This window comes from Enterococcus sp. FDAARGOS_553, assembly GCF_003812305.1.
In the GTDB taxonomy this organism is placed as follows: domain Bacteria; phylum Bacillota; class Bacilli; order Lactobacillales; family Enterococcaceae; genus Enterococcus_D; species Enterococcus_D gallinarum.
In genome coordinates, this window is sequence record NZ_CP033740.1 from 1145511 (window position 1) to 1163225 (window position 17715).

Here is a 17715-nt window from a genome sequence, read left to right on the forward strand (position 1 = left end):
AAACAGAAAAACCCAAGTTGGATTGTTACTGACTCGATCAGGCAAAACCTAAATGAGAAAACGCTCTTTGTAGCGGCTCTTATTTAGGTTTTTTATTTTTTTCGGGTATTTCTTAGAATGTTAAGCAGCAAAGTTATTGTTTCAGTTACTTGCAAACATATGACTTTGTTAAAATAAATTAGGCAAAGGAGAACGAGCAAATGGCAAAATTTCCAGAAAATTTCTTATGGGGCGGCGCGACCGCAGCGAATCAATTAGAAGGGGCGTTCGATCGCGATGGCAAAGGCTTGTCAGTGGCGGATGCAATGCCTGGTGGCAAACAGCGTTTAGCGATTTTAGGCAGTGATACGTTTGATTGGACGATCGATGAGGACAAATACACCTATCCAAATCATCGCGGGATCGACCATTATGACCGTTTCAAAGAAGACATTGCGTTGTTTGCGGAAATGGGCTTCAAGAGCTATCGTTTTTCAATCGCTTGGACACGTATTTTTCCAAAAGGTGATGAAACGACACCGAACGAAGCTGGGTTAGCATTTTACGATGCGTTGATTGATGAATGTTTGAAATACGGGATCGAGCCAGTGGTTACGATCTCCCACTATGAAATGCCCTTGCATTTAGCCAAAGAATACGGTGGCTGGAAAAATCGAGCATTGATCGATTTCTATGAGCGTTTTGCAAAAGTCGTTTTGGAACGTTTCCATAGTAAAGTCAAATACTGGATGACTTTCAATGAAATCAATTCAGCTTTCCATTTCTCCGCATTGAGCCAAGGAATGGTCAACAGTACGGGTGCTAGCGACTTTACAAACGTGATCCAAGCGTGGCACAACCAATTTGTTGCCAGCAGTAAAGCAGTAAAAATTGGGCATGAATTGAATCCTGAGTTACAAATTGGTTGCATGATCATTTATGCAACGACCTATAGCATTGATGCAAACCCAGTCAACCAAGTAGCAACAATGACCCATAACCAAGCCTTCAACTACTACTGTGCCGACGTGCAAGTACGTGGGAAATATCCAGCATTTACTGATCGCTTGTATAAAGAGCATGGGGTCAAGAAGGAAGATCTTGATATTACCGAAGAAGATTTAGTATTGATTGCTAAGTATACCGTCGATTATATTGGATTTAGCTATTACATGTCTTCTGCAGTGGATATCACAACAGAAGAAGCTGATGAAGTACAAGGTAACTTGTTGGGTGGTGTCCGCAATCCATTCTTGGAAGCAAGTGAATGGGGCTGGCAAATCGATCCAGAAGGACTGCGCATTGCGTTGAATGAATTGTATGATCGGTACCAGAAACCATTATTTATCGTGGAAAATGGTTTAGGAGCTATCGATACTATTAGTGAAGATGGCAAAATCGAAGACGATTACCGCATTGATTACTTACGTCGTCATATCGAAGCAATGGGTGAAGCGATTGAAGATGGTGTTGACCTGATGGGATATACACCATGGGGATGTATTGACCTCGTTAGCGCGTCAACCGGAGAAATGAGCAAACGCTATGGCTTTATCTACGTGGACTTTGATGATGAAGGCAATGGCACAATGGATCGATCAAAGAAAAAATCCTTCGATTGGTATAAACAAGTGATTGCTTCAAATGGAGAAGATTTAGCGTAAGATTAATACTCGTTTTTTTATAGCCGCACAACACGGATTATCGTTGTGCGGTTATTTTGCTGAAAAAATAGATTGTCTGAATAGAGTAAAAAATCTAAAAATAATAGATAACACATCATAAAAATTTTAATCAGAAAAACTTTAATAATTGCACTTGGTAAGCGGAATAAAACTAAATTTTCTAAGAATGGCTGACTCTTTCTTTCCAACTAAAAGGGGACCAACATATTTTTGATGATATGGAAAATTTTGCAAATTTAGAAGGGCGTTGTGGTTTTCTTCTGAAATGTTTCACGTGAAGCATTTTTACAGAAGATAGTTACATCAAATGCAATATTTTCGAAAATAGCGACTCTATTTTGTGAAGCGGATGAGTTTCTCTTAGAACGTTTGGATTAATAAAAATTATTTCGAGCCGATTAAAGAAGTAAGAGAACGGAGTAGGAAAAATTGTTTCCCCTCATCTATTCGAATAATTGGTCTTTACCATATGATGGTGATAAGATTAAAACATAGAAATGTAGAGCATTTTGTTTGTGAAAACGTTTCAATTTTAAAGAATGGAGAGTAAGCGATTAAAAAATAAAAATAGTAGGCAAGTTGCTTCTTTTTTACTTAAGAGAGGAGTATATTCGTATTTGGAATTTTTCTTTATTTAGAATGATTTTAATGAATTTTTTTAGAAATAGGGGGATGTAAAATGGATATTGTAACATTAGCACGAATCCAGTTCGCGATGACGACGATTTTTCACTTTTTCTTTGTACCGTTTTCGATCGGAACTGGTGTCGTTGTTGCAATCATGGAGACACTTTATGTGATCAAAAAAGATGAAAAATATCGCCGAATGACAAAGTTCTGGGGAAATATTTTTCTATTAAGTTTTGTGGTAGGAGTGGTAACTGGGATCATTCAAGAATTTCAATTTGGAATGAACTGGTCTGATTATTCTCGTTTTGTTGGGGATATTTTTGGTGCTCCTTTGGCGTTAGAAGCATTGCTAGCCTTCTTTTTGGAATCAACTTTCTTAGGGTTGTGGATTTTCACATGGGATAAAGTCAGCCCTAAACTGCATATGACGTTCTTTTGGTTAGTTACTATTGGCTCGATGCTCTCTGCTTTCTGGATTTTAGCTGCCAATAGTTTTATGCAACATCCAGTTGGATACACATTGAACAATGGTCGTGCTGAGATGACTGACTTCGGAGCCCTGTTAGCTAACCCACAAGTCTGGTATGAGTTCCTTCATGTTATTACTGCAGCAATTGCCATGGGAGGAATTCTGATTGCAGGAATGTCAGCTTTCCAATTGTTGAAAAAAGACAAGAAAGTTGACCGTGATTTTTTCAAAAAATCAATGCGGATCGGTTTTGCAGTAGCTTTGTTTGGTTCAATTACGGTGTTGATCGCAGGTGACGAACAAATGAAGTATTTGGTTGAAGAACAACCAATGAAATTTGCAGCAATGGAAGGTACGTATGAAGATACCGGAGATCCTGCGGCATGGACTGTAGTTGCATGGGCAAATGAACGAGAACACAAACGGGTTTTTGGTGTTGAGATTCCTTATATGTTGAGTATCCTTGCATTTAACGAACCATCTGGTTCGATTGACGGAATGAACACAGTGAATCAAGATTTGATCGAACGTTACGGAGATCGGAACTATTTTCCTCCGGTCAACACATTGTTTTGGAGCTTCCGGATCATGGCAGGTTTCGGTGCATTGATGTTGTTGGTTTCTTCATTGGGGTTATTCTTTACGCGTAAGAAGAAGCCTTCGCTATTTGAGAAACGTTGGATGCTTTGGGTAGTGGCTATAACATTATTTACCCCATTCATTGCAAATACAGCAGGGTGGCTGATTACGGAATTGGGTCGCTATCCATGGACAGTCTATGGTTTATTTACGATTGAAGATAGTGTTTCGCCAAATGTATCGGCAACTTCGCTTGTTATCTCAAATATTGTTTACTTTGTTCTTTTCTCTGGTTTGGCATTAACAATGGTTTATTTGATTCGGCGAGAGTTAGGACATGGTCCTGAAAACAACCAGATGGAAGGAACGCTGCACGAAGCAGAAGAAGATCCATTTGATAAGGAGGCGTTTGAAGGATGACCGGATTGCAACTAATGTGGTATGTATTGATTGGCATTTTGTTTGCCGGCTTCTTCTTTTTAGAAGGATTTGACTTTGGTGTGGGGATGTCTGTCCAGACATTGACCCATAATGAACAGGAAAAAGATCAGATCGTGCATACGATCGGACCAGTGTGGGACGGGAATGAAGTTTGGTTGATTACCGCAGGTGGCGCGATGTTTGCTTCTTTCCCTTACTGGTATGCCTCTTTGTTCAGTGGTTATTATTTGATTTTGTTATTGATACTAGTCGGATTGATTATACGCGGTGTCTCCTTTGAGTTTCGGGCAAAAATGCCTGAAGACCGTAAAAATATGTGGAATTGGACATTAACCATTGGCAGTACATTGGTGCCTTTTATGTTCGGACTCTTGTTTACAAGTATGGTCCAAGGCATGCCAATTGATGCAGAGGGAAATATGTCTGCGCACTTCGGTGACTACGTCAATCTCTTCTCTGTAGTTGGCGGGATTGCCTTAACTTTGCTTTGCTACTTACATGGATTGAATTATATTGCACTAAAAACTACTGGTCCGATCCGTGACCGTGCCCGAAATTATGCGAGTGCCTTTTATGGTGTGCTATATTTTGGTTTGGTGGCGTTTGCCGCGCTACTTTATTTCAAAACAGATTTCTTTGAAAAACATTTTGCTTCGACGCTTCTTTTGCTGATTGTGATTGTGGCTTTGACGCTGATAGCGAATATCTCTGTATTTAAAGGGAAAGAAATGGTGGCATTTATTGCTAGTGGTTTGACCATGGTGGCGCTAGTCGGATTGTTGTTCTCTGGTTTGTTCCCACGAGTATTGATCAGCTCAATCGACCCTAGTTATGATTTGTTGATTGCAGAAGCTTCCTCTAGTCACTACACATTGAAGATCATGAGTTATTTATCACTGACAATCTTGCCGTTTGTTTTGGCTTATACAGCATGGACCTACTATATTTTCCGTAAACGAATTAGTCATACTGAGCTGACGGAGGGTTATTAATGATCGACAAACAAATCATAGAGCTTCCCGGAATGAAACGGTTAATGGGATTGCTTGCAGGACTTTCTTTCCTGCAAGCTCTCTTCATCATTGGACAAGCCTATGGTCTTGCTAGTGGGATCACTGGATTATGGGAAGGACAATCGTTAGAAGAGCAGTGGGGCTGGATTCTACTGTTCTTTTGTTCGTTTTTAGGTCGCCAGGCCATTGTTTATTTTCGGACAAAGAAATTAGACAGCTATAGTTACCAGCAAGCTACTGAATTACGTAATCAACTGCTAGAAAAGATTTTTCGTGTAGGACCACAAATCGTTCAGCAACAAGGTACCGGAAACATTACAACGATGGTATTGGAAGGCATTAGTCAGGTAGAAAACTATTTACAACTTATTTTGGCAAAAATTATGAACATGTCGATCATTCCTTGGGTGATTTTGGCTTTAGTATTTTACTTGGATTGGATCTCAGGTCTGGTTTTATTGCTGGTTTTTCCACTGATCATTATTTTTATGATCATCCTAGGCTATGCCGCCCAAAGTAAAGCTGAAAAACAATACCGCACATTTCAATTATTGTCCAACCACTTTATTGATTCATTACGTGGAATCGACACCTTGAAACTTTTTGGGATCAGCAAAAAATATGGAAAAAGTATCTTCGCTTCTAGCGAACGTTTTCGTAAAGCAACGATGGGGTCGTTGAGAGTCGGAATTCTTTCCACTTTTGCATTGGATTTTTTCACAACATTGTCCATCGCTGTGGTTGCGGTTTTACTGGGGCTGCGTTTGATCAATGAAGAAATCTTGTTATTTCCAGCACTAACGATTTTGATTTTATCTCCGGAGTATTTTTTACCAATTCGCGATTTTTCAAGTGATTACCATGCGACTTTAGATGGGAAAAATGCAATGACCGCTGTATCTACGATTTTATCTGAGCCAGAAGCAGCCATTGATCCAGTAAGTTTACCTCAATGGCAAGCTGATTCGGAACTATCGATTCATTCGTTATCTTTTGATTATGGAGAAAAGTCTGTTTTGAAAGATATTGCATTGGAGGTCCAAGGATTTCAAAAAATTGGGATCATTGGGATGAGTGGCTCTGGAAAATCAACGCTGATCAATAACTTAAGCGGCTTTTTGATTCCGAAAGAAGGCGAAATTACTTTTGATGGCCAAAAAATGACTGCATTAAGACAGTCGGATTGGCAGCAGCAACTAGTTTATATTCCCCAAAACCCCTATATCTATCGGATGACTTTGCGAGAAAATGTGGCTTTCTATCAGCCAAATGCTACTGAAGAACAAGTGTGGCAAGCAATCGAAGTTGCAGGTTTAACGAAATTAGTTCAAGAATTGCCGCAAGGAATCGATACAATGCTAGGTGAAGGAGAACGCCATCTAAGCGGTGGACAGGCGCAACGAATTGCGTTGGCTCGTGCTTTCTTAGACCAGCATCGAAAAATTTTATTATTTGATGAGCCAACTGCCCATTTAGATATTGAAACAGAAGTAGAATTGAAAGAACGGATGCTTCCGTTGATGGAGAACCATCTAGTCTTCTTTGCGACACATCGCTTGCACTGGATGGAAGAGATGGATCAAATCCTAGTAATGGATCAAGGCAGAATTGTTGAGCGGGGGACATTGGCAGAACTGCAAGCAAAGAATGGCGCTTTCGTTGCGTTAGTCAATGGGATGAGGAGGGAACAACTTGAATAAAATCGGTCTCTGGCGTTCGCTAAAAACAGATACCTGGGTCAAACCCTTTCTTTCAAAGTACAAAAAGGTTCTTGCAGCAGCGCTGTTTTTAGGATTTATGACATTCTTTTGCGGAGGCGCGTTAATGTTTAATTCTGGCTATCTGATTAGCCGCTCTGCCTCAATTCCAGAGAATATTTTGTTAGTATACATTCCAATCGTTCTGACCCGAGCATTCGGGATCGGCCGACCAGTTTTTCGTTATGTTGAACGACTGACAAGTCATAATTGGGTGTTGCGAATGACATCGAACCTACGCCTAAAACTATACAATGTTGTCGAAAAAGATGCCGTTTTCTTTAAGCAGACCCATCGAACTGGCGATATTTTAGGATTATTAGCAGAAGATATCAACCATATCCAAAACTTATATCTGCGAACGATTTTCCCTACGGTGATTGCTTGGTTATTGTATACTTTTCTGATTATCGGATTAGGGTACTTTTCGTTAGGATTTGCATTGGTAATGTTGCTGTTGTTGGGAATAAATGTGTTTGTGCTGCCGCTCTGGTCCGTTGTGATCAATGGCGCTCGTCAAGAAAAGCAAAAACAAATGAAGAATCAATTATATACAACATTGACTGATAATGTGCTAGGAGTTTCTGACTGGGTATTTTCACAGCGAGGAGCAGAATACGTCGATGAACACAAGCAATTGGCGGCAAATCTACGAAGCGTTGATGAGAAAATCAATCGTTTTGATCGAAAAAGAGATTTCCTTTTACAAGTGATCTTCGGGGTGATTACGGTTGCGTTGATTGTCTGGACAAGTCAGCGATTTCCTGGCGAGCACGGTGGCTTAGCTAATTGGATAGCAGCATTTGTCCTTTGTGTCTTTCCTTTGGTAGATGCTTTCGCACCATTACCTTCAGCGGCACAAGAAACCAATATATACAAAGATTCGATTGATCGTTTTAATGCATTACCAGAAAAAGAGGAACAAAAACGGACAGCATCAGCTATAAGTGCACCGTTCAATTTAGAAGTGAATCAGGTTAGTTTCCATTATCCATCTGAAAAAGAGGTACTAAAGAATCTTAGCTTAACGATTCTTGCGCATCAAAAACTGGCAATATTGGGACGTAGCGGTTCTGGGAAAAGTACCTTTGCTTCTTTGCTCAGGGGAGATTTATTGCCGACCCAAGGTAGTATTACCTTAAATGGTGAGCCGGTAGCAAGTTTTGGTGAAGATATTAGCGAATGGATTGGAGTCATCAACCAGAGTCCTTATTTGTTCCATACAACGATTTTAAATAATTTGCGGATTGGTAATGAAGAAGCGTCAGAAGAAGAAGTTTGGGACGTACTGAAACGAGTAGGCTTATCAGAGATGGTGACAGCTCTGCCAGAAGGTTTGCGAACCATGGTTGATGAAGCAGGGTTACGTTTTTCCGGCGGTGAACGCCATCGGTTGGCATTAGCGCGAATTCTTTTGAAGAAAACACCGATTATTTTATTAGACGAGCCAACTGTTGGGCTAGATCCAATCACTGAGCAAGCTGTTTTGGAAACTTTTTTCAATGAGTTGGAAGACAAGACGATTATTTGGATCACCCACCACCTGCAAGGAATCTCACTGATGGATCAGGTCATTTTTATTGAGGATGGAGAATTAACGATGAGCGGTACGCCTGCTGAGTTAGCTGTCGAAAACCAACACTTTCAACAGTTATTAGCTATTGATCAAGGGCGACTGTAATCAAACTGGGACCTTTGCCAAGACAACAAAAAAATCGGCTAGTGATCGCATGAATGTCGGCTTAGTTTTTGAGGAGCATTCGCTCCTCAAAACACTTCACTGTTTACCCGATTGGTTCGTTTATTTTCAGAATAGCTTTCAGTTGCGGAGGATAGAATAAAGAATGATCAATAATTTCGTTGCAAAAGCAGTTGCGTTAGCTCGCGAATTTTTTCTTTGCTAGGGGTGTTCGGCAGCAGTTCGATGTCGGCTAGTGCTTTTTCGGTATAAGAAACAGCAAAATCGGTGGCTTTTTCGACGCCATGATAACGGCGCACTAATTCAGCAACCTCTGTGGCCTCCTCGGTGGTCAACTCGCTTTTTTTGGACAGATAGCTCTCAAATGCGGCAGGATTTTGTTCTTTAGCAAAGAGCAGAGGTAATGTATAGACACCTTGTGCCAAGTCTTCAAGAACGGGTTTTTTCAACGTTCCAGAATCTGCTGTATAGTCCAAAATATCATCAAAAACTTGAAAAGCGATGCCGATGTTTCGTCCGATCTCACCAGCCCGTTCTTGGTTTTCTAAGTCGAGACCGCCAAAATGAGCACCTTCGATGCAGGCCAGCCAGAATAATTCGGCAGTTTTACCATTGATGCTTTGTAAGTAATCAGCAATTGATTCATCTATATTGTAGCGTGTGTGCATTTGATCTAATTCTCCCAGCAAAAGGCGTTTCATTGCTTGGGCATTTGTAGCCAAAAAATGAGAGCCATTCATGCTCTCGATCAATAACTCAAAGAATTGGGTGAAGAGCAGGTCACCTGTGTAAACAGCGATATCTTTGCCATATTTTGCTTGGACAGTGATGCGTCCGCGACGCAACGGCGAATCATCAATGATGTCATCGTGAATCAAGGTTGCCATATGTAAGATTTCTAATGAAGCAGCAATTTTGGTTAATTGATCATTTCTTTCATCAATGGGTTCGCCTAGATCAGCGAATAAGAAAAATAATGCTGGACGCAGCATTTTTCCTCCAGAATAAGTAAAATCAACTAATACATCTTGTATTTCTTTGTTACGAACAGTTACGCGTTCTTCAATGATCGAACAGACAGTTTTTAGTCTTTGCTCGATCGAAGGATAATCGATCCAAAAATTCAACATATTAAAACCCTTTCTACCAGTCATTCAGCCCTTATTCTAACTTAAAGGGAGTCTATTGACTAGTTAAGTGCATTTATCAAAAGGAGATGAGTATTTGACACTCCCAGTATTTCTAGAGCTTGTGGAATTTAAAGCGAAAACAGCCAGTGTCCTCCCATTTTTTATCGGAATTTGTTACAGCTGGTATAACTACGGCTCAATTCATTTAGGTTATGTGGTGTTATACTTTATTGCTATGCTGATCTTCAACATGGCAGTAGATATTTTAGATAATTATAACGATTACCATCACGCAACAGAAGTTCATGATTACAAAGAAAAAACAAATATTATCGGACGCGAGCAGCTCTCGCTTCCATTCGTTTTTCGCTTAATGATCGGTATGATCGTCGTTTCGGCGGTGATGGGTATCGTATTGGCCTATTTCGTCGGTTGGCCCTTGTTTTGGATGGGACTTTATTGTTACTTGATTGGTATCTTTTACTCATCAGGTCCGCGGCCTTTATCGAGTTTACCGCTAGGTGAGTTTTTTTCAGGATTTACGATGGGCTTCATGATTTCGTTGATTTGTGTATATTTGAATACTTATGAAACCTTTCAATGGAATAGCGCGACCTTGGGTGGAATATTTCTAATCGCACTACCCAATACACTGTGGATCGCTAACTTGATGCTGGCCAACAACATTTGTGATTTGGAGGAAGATGAAAACAACAATCGTTATACATTGGTGCATTATTTAGGAAAGAGTCAAGGATTACGGCTATTTGTTCTTTTGAACATTATTGCATTTGTAGCGATCTTGACAGCAGTGGTTCTGCATTTAGCACCATGGACGATGTTGTTGACGTTTCTCGTCTTACCATTTGTCTGGAAACAGACAAAACTATTTATGCATAAACAAATCAAACGCGAAACCTTTGTCTGCGCTGTAAAGATCCTTGCGGTCGGAGCATGTGCGCAGGTCATTAGTTTTGCGATCGGTTTGATTTTATAATTTTTTGAAGGAAGAAAGGAAGTAATAGGAAATGAAGGAAGTTGTCATTTTAGGAGCAGGCTACGCAGGGTTGCGAGCATTGCATGTATTACAAGGATCAAAAGGTGATTTTCATATTACATTAGTAGATAAGAATGACTACCATTATGAAGCGACAGATTTGCATGAAGTGGCTGCTGGAACGCAGCCAAGAGAGCGAATTAGTTACGATATCGCTGATGTGGTACGACCACAAAAAACAACTTTCCTACAAAATGAAGTTGCAACGATTGACCGTCAAAGTCAACGGATCATGTTTACGGATCAAACATCTCTTTCCTATGATTATTTGATCGTAGCATTAGGATTTGAATCTGAGTCATTTGGGATCCCAGGTGTTAATGAAAACGCATTGGAAATGGTAGATGTTGATTCAGCAGAAACTATTTATCATCATTTATTGAAACAAATGAAAGAATACAAAAAAACACAAGATCCAGATTTATTGAAAATCGTCGTATGTGGGGCGGGATTCACTGGAGTAGAACTCTTAGGTTCTTTAGTGGAAAATCGGAAGGAATTTGCTGAGATCGCACGTGTCCAATCAGAAGAAATCAAACTCTTTTGTGTAGAAGCAGTTACGCGATTATTACCGATGTTTGATGAAAATCTGTCTGCCTATGGAATCAATAACTTGGTAAAATGGGGTGTTGAATTTCTAACAGGAAAACCAATCAAAGAAATCAAGCCTGGAGTAGTTGTTTATCAAACGGATGCTGAAACGGGTGCTACAGAAGAATTGTCTGCTAAAACGATCATTTGGACAACAGGTGTCAGTGGAAGCCATGTCATGGCAGATTCAAATTATGCGGCTCGCCGTGGACGTGTGATGGTCAACCAAGATTTAAGTGATCCAGAGCACAGTAATGTTTTTGTAGTAGGGGATGTTTCAGCTGTGATGGATCCTGCAACAAATCGCCCTTATCCAACGACAGCACAGATTGCTTTGAAAATGGGGTATCAAGCTGCCAAAAACTGTCTACACTTGATTAAAGGTGAAAAAACGGAAGACTTTCATTTTGAATCTTTAGGATCTGTAGCCTCTATTGGGAACACGCATGCCTTTGGTTTGGTGGGTAAAATGCCTGTAAAAGGTTATCCAGCATCATTTGTCAAAAAAGCCATCATGGACCGCTCCCTGTTCCTAACTGGTGGGGTTAAAGAAGTGTTAGCAAAAGGCCGCTTTGATTTTTATCATTGAGTCGTGCGCTATTTTTTCAACTTAACATTAACAGAAGCAAGAAGAGAACATGTACCGATGGAGATAGTTTAATTATAAGTAAAATAGACAGAGATGCCGATTCATGTTGGGTGTTTCTGTCTATTTACTACTATTTCAGTTTTTAACACCATAGGGCGTAAGGCCTTTATTGAATCTCTAGATAAATGATCAGGTTTTGAAGAGAAAACAGGGTAAGAAAAAACCCCCTTTTGTACCTTTATTAAAAAAATGTTAAAATAAAGAGACTATGTTTGTTGGGAGGCATGAAATGACGATTCGTAAAGAAAGACGCCGTTTAGAAAAACGATTGAAGCGTTCATTATTAGCAAAAAAAGGGTTGACGATGGCTACAACTGTGGTAGCCGGTTCAACGATTGCACCAAATTTGGTTTTAGCTGCAGAAACAGCGACTTCAGATGATGCAAAAAACCAAGCAGAGATCACAGAAAATCAAGTATCTGGAGGAAATAGCTCCACTGATTCAACTGGAGACAGCATTCAAAGCAGTGCTGACGAGACGATTTCGACAGAGGAAACAACAGAACCAACTGTTCCTATTGAAGAGCAGCCTGTTACAACACCTGAGGAAGCGGCAACGCCACAGGAAACTATCACGGAAGATACAGCGGTCGTTGAGACGCCAATTGTTGCTGCACCTGCGTTAGCAAGAACCTCGATCTTCTCAGCACGTGCTGATACGAGTGGATTTATTGCGAAAGCAAGTGGTTATGCAACAGAAGTAGCTGCCGCTAATGATCTCTATGCATCAGTGATGATTGCACAAGCTATCCTAGAATCCGGCTGGGGTACTTCGACTTTGACGACCCAAGCGAACAATATGTTTGGAATCAAAGGAAGTTATAATGGGCAGTATGTCGAAATGGCAACATTGGAAGATAATGGTTCGGGCAATTATTATCAAATTATAGCGAAGTTCCGCAAATATCCATCTTTAAGAGAATCTTTCCAAGATAATGCGTATGTCTTACGAAATACCAGTTTTGCTGCCGGTAGCTATTATTACAGCGGTGCTTGGAAGAGCAATACGAGATCATATACAGAAGCAACGGCATGGCTGCAAGGACGCTATGCGACTGATACTTCCTATGCCAGCAAATTGAACAATCTTATTGCAACGTATAACTTAACTCAATACGATAGCGGCAGTTCCGCTGGGAACGGTGACATGAATAATGTTGAGACCCCTGTAGGAGAAAACGCGATTCAAAAGCAAATGAAAACGACTGCATCTATGAATATCCGTTCAGATGCGTCTACTACAGCAGCAGTTACCGGCTCACTTACTGCGAATACAACCTTTACGGCAGTTGCGGTCAAAACAGGAACGAGCGTCAATGGCAATACAAATTGGTATAAAGTTTCTGGCAAAGGCTGGGTCAGTGGTGCGTATTTAACAGAAGTAAATTCTGGTTCAACATCAGGCAATGCAAATGATAATACTGTCAATACTGGAATCAACCAAAAGATGAAGACGACTGCGACATTGAATATTCGTTCTACAGCATCGACGAGTGGCAGCATCGTTGGCTCATTGAGTCAAGGCAGCACTGTGACAGCAACGGCAGTCAAAACAGGAACGAGCGTCAATGGTAATACGAAATGGTACTATGTTTCTGGCAAAGGCTGGGTCAGCGGCGCGTATTTAACAGAAGTAAATTCTGGTTCAACATCAGGCAATACAAATGATAATACTGCCAATACTGGAATCAACCAAAAGATGAAGACGACTGCGACATTGAATATTCGTTCTACAGCATCGACAAATGGCAGCATCGTTGGCTCATTGAGCCAAGGCAGCACCGTAACAGTAACAGCCGTCAAAAATGGTACTAGTGTCAATGGCAATACGAAATGGTACTATGTTTCTGGCAAAGGCTGGGTCAGCGGCGCGTATTTAACGAGTGACTCTAGCTCATCGTCGAATACATCGAATACAGGTGATTCGATCAATCAAAAGATGAAAACGACCGCGACATTGAATATTCGTTCTACAGCATCGACAAGTGGCAGCATCGTTGGTTCATTGAGCCAAGGCAGTACCGTGACAGCAACAGCCGTCAAAAATGGTACTAGTGTTAATGGGAATAACAAATGGTACTATGTTTCTGGCAAAGGCTGGGTCAGTGGTGCCTATCTTACGAAGACCGCGACAAATGCTTCTTCAAGTAATAGTTCTGCCAATAATAGTTCTTCGACTAAATATCATACCATTAAATCTGGGGACAGTCTGTGGTCTCTTGCGCAAAAGTATGGTAGTAGTATTGACCAAATCACTTCATGGAATCGCTTGTCCAATAATATCATTTATGTTGGTCAAAAATTGATCGTGAAATAGTGAGACACCTGATTTCATGCAACTCAAAAGAAAATCAATCAGCATTACCCGATACACATTCGTGATATCGGGTAATGCTTTTTTGCTGGTTTGTTCGTAATAAAAATCGCTGAAGATAGATTTATTTTTGAATGGTCTTTTAGAATCATTCTGTTTACATCTGTCAAAGAATCCAAGCAGATTTTGGTTCCGTCCCCCCTATGGAGTTTCCTATTTTTTAGGTAAAATAGAAAACAAAGAAAGGAGTGGAGAGTATGAAGACGATTGTTTATAGTGGGATGATGAACGGATTGACGATTGATCGCTCACGACGAGATAGTATCTACAATATGGTGAAGCATTGGCATTCTGAATGCGAAATCCAATATTTTATAGAAGGGAACCGTTATTTTTTGATTGGAGAAAAAACCTATAAAATCCAACCTGGTACATTGGTTATGATTCACCCCGACTGTGTCCACAATACATTCTCAGGAAAGTATATTTATCATGATCGTGTACTCGTTCTCTATGAAGCCAGCAAATTTCCAAGAATCGCTCAATCCATGGGAATAGATCTGGAGACCTTTTTTTTAAAACATCATGGTATCATTCAGATTCCGCCAGCGGATCGCTCTTACGTACAAACGCTCTTAGCGAAAATCGCAGATGAAGTGATCCACAAAGAATACAATTACCAGGTAATGGTCGAAACAAAATTAATCGAACTTTTTATTTTTATTCAGCGGATCAAGAACTTCAGGGGGCTTTCTGATGAACCGGCAGAAAGTTTGGGAAAACAAAGCGAGCTAGTTAATCAAATTGCAGCCTTTATTCGTCGGAACTATGCATCGATTCATTCATTGGAACAAATCGCTTCGTCTTTTTATCTCGACAAATCCTATTTATGCCGTATCTTCAAGCGTGCAACAGGCTACACCATCACTGAATATACCAACATTCAACGAATCCGTCAGTCTCAGCGATTACTGGAAGATACAGATTGGGATATTGCTGAAATAGCGAGAAAAAGTGGATACAGCAACATTACCTACTACAACCGTGTGTTCAAAAAATATACAGAGACATCCCCTTTGCAATACCGCAAGAAACAAATTGCATACAAAGAAAGTCTGCGAGAAAAAAATAATTTCTAAATAGTCACTCATCTTTGCACAGGCATGAAAGGAGGATTATTTTCCTGTTAAAAAAGTCAATATTGTACAAGTTCGCGGATATTACGTCACTTTTTTGTGCAAGTTTTGCTTGTCTATTGCTGAGACATTTTTTGTCCGATAAAATCAGTAAGCGGATACATAAATGAAAAATTGTAAACGTGTGCATTTTATGGAGGAGGAAATAATCAGATGAAAAAGAAGATATTGGTTGCCAGTCTTTTTAGCACTTTAGTTCTAGCAGCGTGTGGATCTCAGCCTGACACTACTGGTTCTGGCAGCAGTGGTTCAACAAAAGATGCAGAAGCAGTGACGATTAAGTTTGCTTGGTGGGGAGCGGATAATCGCCATGATGCGATGCAAGATGTGGTGGCTCTTTTTGAAGAGGAATATCCGCATATCACGGTTAACACAGAGTATGGTGCGTGGGATGGATGGCAAGAAAAGACATTGACTCAGCTATCCGGTAAAACTGAAGCAGACGTGATGCAAGTGAATTACAATTGGCTCTTTTCATTCGGGAAGGGCAAGAATATCTTTATGGACTTGAATGAGGTCAGTGACTATTTGACGCTAGACAATTGGGAAAGTTCTTATTTAGAAGCGATGCAAGTGGGTGGTGAACAAGCCGCGGTTCCCCACGGAATGACCGGTCGGGTTCCTTTGATGAACCAAGCACTTTATGAAGCCAATGGGTTGGAACTGCCAACGACCTATGATGATCTTTTGGCAGCGGGAGAAGTCATTGCGAAAGGGAATACGCCAACTGGTGAAGACAATCAGTACGCATATCTCAATGTGGGAGAGTTCTCATTAGATCTATTTATTGCTCAGATGCTTTACAACTATACAGGGAAGATCATGCAGACCGCTGGGACAGTCAACTATAGTGTGGCTGAAGTGAAAGAAGTGCTTGAAAGATATAAAGAATTGGAAGATGCTGGTGCACTGCCGACTTTTGAGCAAACAAGCCCAATCGATACGGAATCAAACCCTCAATGGGTAGAAGGCAATGCAGGCTCTGTTTATGAGTGGGCAAACTCACTGGCGAAATGGACAAACTCATACAAAGGCGGCGACGGGTTAGATGAGTTAGTTGTAGGAGATTTCTTGCAAGTCGATGCTGACTCTAAACCAAGTATCTATGTGAAACCAAATTTTGGCTACGCAATTTCAAAAAATTCGAAACATCCTGAAGCAGCAGCCACTTTTATTGAGTTCTTGTTTACCAATGAGCAAGCGGTGAAGGCTGCCGGAGATTCTTTGGGTATTTCAAGCAACACAGTTTGTTACGATCTGCAAGTAGCGAATCAACTAGTCGAAGGTGCTGTGGCTGAAGGGTACGCCAAATTGGATGACTATGAACAAACGGTGTTAGATCCATACTTTGAAGACGAAAATGTGCGGGGAGAAAGATATACGGTTTACGAGGCATTTCGGACAGGAAAGTTCACGTCGGAGGAAGCTGCGAAGCAATTCATTGAGAAACAGCAAGCAGCACTTGATAAGTATTACCAAGAATAGGAAGCAACAAGAAGGAATGCGAGACTTAGCTACGTCCCGTACCCTTCTTTTTCCGAAATAAAATTGGACATGAGTGAGAATGTCTGGAAGTAACCCATTAGTATCTGGGCGTTCATTTAGAAGGTAAAGGAGTCAAATGCGATGTTGAAAAAAATGAAAAGAACAAATTGGGTGATCTACTGCATGCTCATGCCATGGATCATTGGCTTCCTAGTCTTTAAAGTTTACCCAATCATTATTTCTTTTTACTACAGTTTGTTAGAATATCCGATTTTAGGTGATCCGGAGTTTGTCGGATTACAAAATTATCTAGAGATTTTTACAAAAGACGATACGTTTACTGCGAGTTTCTTTGCAACAATCAAATATGTGTTGATTGGTACCCCAGCAGTTATCATTGTCTCTTTTGCAGTAGCAGCCATCTTGAATTTTAAGCTTAAGGGAGTCAATTTCTTTCGTACCGCTTATTATATTCCTTCTATTTTAGGAGGAAATGTAGCTGTTTCAATTTTATGGACCATGCTTTTTGATGTCAACGGACCTGTGAATATGGTGTTGAGTGTTTTTACACTCGGAAACGATGTCGCCATTAACTGGACAAAAGATCCAAAGTTCGCGATTTTTACCCTGATTATTTTAAAAACTTGGCAATTCGGTTCGACCATGTTGATTTTCTTATCGGCATTGCAAGGTGTTTCTAAAACAGTTTATGAAGCGGCAGAAATGGATGGGGCTTCAAAAATAAGACAACTGTTCAATATCACTGTACCGATTATTACCCCCGTAATTTTGTTCAACGCCGTAAATGTATTAGTCAAAGCGTTTCAAGAGTTTAACTCCGCGTATTTAATCACTAAAGGTGGACCAAATAAGACGACTTATTTCTTGAATCTTTATATTTATGATCAAGCCTTTCAAAATGGGAATTATGGCTATGCGAGTGCACTAACATGGATTTTGTTGGTGATCATCGGTATATTTACGGTTATTATTTTCAAGTCATCTGATCGGTGGGTATTTTATAATGATTAAGGGGGCTGA

12 protein-coding genes are annotated in these 17715 nt (G+C 40.4%); 11 read left to right on the forward strand and 1 reads right to left on the reverse strand.

Annotated features, from left to right (window positions below; genetic code table 11):
• The first annotated feature begins 200 nt into the window (after positions 1-200).
• The 5 genes from EGX73_RS05935 to cydC all read left to right on the forward strand — a co-directional run bounded on the left by EGX73_RS05935 (position 201) and on the right by cydC (position 8234).
• A complete protein-coding gene (locus EGX73_RS05935; protein ID WP_003128999.1) occupies positions 201-1643 on the forward strand; it encodes a glycoside hydrolase family 1 protein in 1443 nt (480 codons plus the stop codon).
• A gap of 700 nt (positions 1644-2343) precedes the next feature.
• Positions 2344-3762, forward strand: a complete 1419-nt coding sequence (locus EGX73_RS05940; RefSeq protein ID WP_003129000.1) for a cytochrome ubiquinol oxidase subunit I — start codon at positions 2344-2346, stop codon at positions 3760-3762.
• On the forward strand, positions 3759-4775 hold the full coding sequence (gene cydB / locus EGX73_RS05945; RefSeq protein ID WP_003129001.1) for a cytochrome d ubiquinol oxidase subunit II: 1017 nt from the start codon (positions 3759-3761) through the stop codon (positions 4773-4775). Before EGX73_RS05940 ends, cydB begins: the two co-directional genes overlap by 4 nt.
• Complete coding sequence (gene cydD, locus EGX73_RS05950; protein WP_003129002.1) at positions 4775-6496, forward strand: thiol reductant ABC exporter subunit CydD; 1722 nt, start codon at positions 4775-4777, stop codon at positions 6494-6496. The genes cydB and cydD overlap by 1 nt, the downstream gene beginning before the upstream one ends.
• Complete coding sequence (gene cydC / locus EGX73_RS05955; RefSeq protein WP_003129004.1) at positions 6489-8234, forward strand: thiol reductant ABC exporter subunit CydC; 1746 nt, start codon at positions 6489-6491, stop codon at positions 8232-8234. Before cydD ends, cydC begins: the two co-directional genes overlap by 8 nt.
• A 167-nt stretch (positions 8235-8401) precedes the next feature.
• Here cydC and EGX73_RS05960 read toward each other — a convergent pair whose 3' ends face one another.
• Positions 8402-9382, reverse strand: a complete 981-nt coding sequence (locus tag EGX73_RS05960; protein ID WP_003129005.1) for a polyprenyl synthetase family protein — start codon at positions 9380-9382, stop codon at positions 8402-8404.
• Positions 9383-9476: 94 nt separating this feature from the next.
• On the opposite strand from EGX73_RS05960, the gene EGX73_RS05965 reads away from it, so the two are divergent.
• The 6 genes from EGX73_RS05965 (at position 9477) to EGX73_RS05990 (ending at position 17706) form a co-directional block, all read left to right on the forward strand.
• Entirely contained in the window at positions 9477-10379 is a 903-nt protein-coding gene (locus EGX73_RS05965; RefSeq protein ID WP_003129007.1) for a prenyltransferase, read from the forward strand.
• Positions 10380-10410: 31 nt separating this feature from the next.
• The gene (locus tag EGX73_RS05970; RefSeq protein ID WP_123866818.1) at positions 10411-11619 is read left to right on the forward strand and encodes an NAD(P)/FAD-dependent oxidoreductase; all 1209 of its coding nucleotides are present in this window, start codon (positions 10411-10413) and stop codon (positions 11617-11619) included.
• Positions 11620-11908: 289 nt separating this feature from the next.
• Entirely contained in the window at positions 11909-13996 is a 2088-nt protein-coding gene (locus EGX73_RS05975; RefSeq protein WP_029487345.1) for an SH3 domain-containing protein, read from the forward strand.
• 254 nt (positions 13997-14250) lie between these two features.
• Positions 14251-15132, forward strand: a complete 882-nt coding sequence (locus EGX73_RS05980) for an AraC family transcriptional regulator (RefSeq protein WP_005473018.1) — start codon at positions 14251-14253, stop codon at positions 15130-15132.
• 210 nt (positions 15133-15342) lie between these two features.
• Positions 15343-16674 carry an ABC transporter substrate-binding protein gene (locus EGX73_RS05985; RefSeq protein ID WP_003129016.1) on the forward strand — a complete coding sequence of 444 codons (1332 nt, stop codon included), beginning with the start codon at positions 15343-15345 and terminating at the stop codon, positions 16672-16674.
• A 141-nt stretch (positions 16675-16815) separates the two neighbouring features.
• Positions 16816-17706: a carbohydrate ABC transporter permease gene (locus EGX73_RS05990; protein ID WP_005473010.1), complete on the forward strand. Its 891-nt coding sequence runs from the start codon at positions 16816-16818 to the stop codon at positions 17704-17706.
• The last annotated feature ends 9 nt before the right edge of the window (positions 17707-17715 follow it).

Bases quoted from the DNA above. Each gene is read 5' to 3' on its own strand.
- EGX73_RS05935 (WP_003128999.1), top strand. From the start codon at position 201: ATGGCAAAATTTCCAGAAAATTTCTTATGGGGCGGCGCGACCGCAGCG.
- EGX73_RS05940 (WP_003129000.1), top strand. From the start codon at position 2,344: ATGGATATTGTAACATTAGCACGAATCCAGTTCGCGATGACGACGATT.
- cydB (WP_003129001.1), top strand. From the start codon at position 3,759: ATGACCGGATTGCAACTAATGTGGTATGTATTGATTGGCATTTTGTTT.
- cydD (WP_003129002.1), top strand. From the start codon at position 4,775: ATGATCGACAAACAAATCATAGAGCTTCCCGGAATGAAACGGTTAATG.
- EGX73_RS05960 (WP_003129005.1), bottom strand. From the start codon at position 9,382: ATGTTGAATTTTTGGATCGATTATCCTTCGATCGAGCAAAGACTAAAA.
- EGX73_RS05970 (WP_123866818.1), top strand. From the start codon at position 10,411: ATGAAGGAAGTTGTCATTTTAGGAGCAGGCTACGCAGGGTTGCGAGCA.
- EGX73_RS05975 (WP_029487345.1), top strand. From the start codon at position 11,909: ATGACGATTCGTAAAGAAAGACGCCGTTTAGAAAAACGATTGAAGCGT.
- EGX73_RS05980 (WP_005473018.1), top strand. From the start codon at position 14,251: ATGAAGACGATTGTTTATAGTGGGATGATGAACGGATTGACGATTGAT.
- EGX73_RS05985 (WP_003129016.1), top strand. From the start codon at position 15,343: ATGAAAAAGAAGATATTGGTTGCCAGTCTTTTTAGCACTTTAGTTCTA.
- EGX73_RS05990 (WP_005473010.1), top strand. From the start codon at position 16,816: ATGTTGAAAAAAATGAAAAGAACAAATTGGGTGATCTACTGCATGCTC.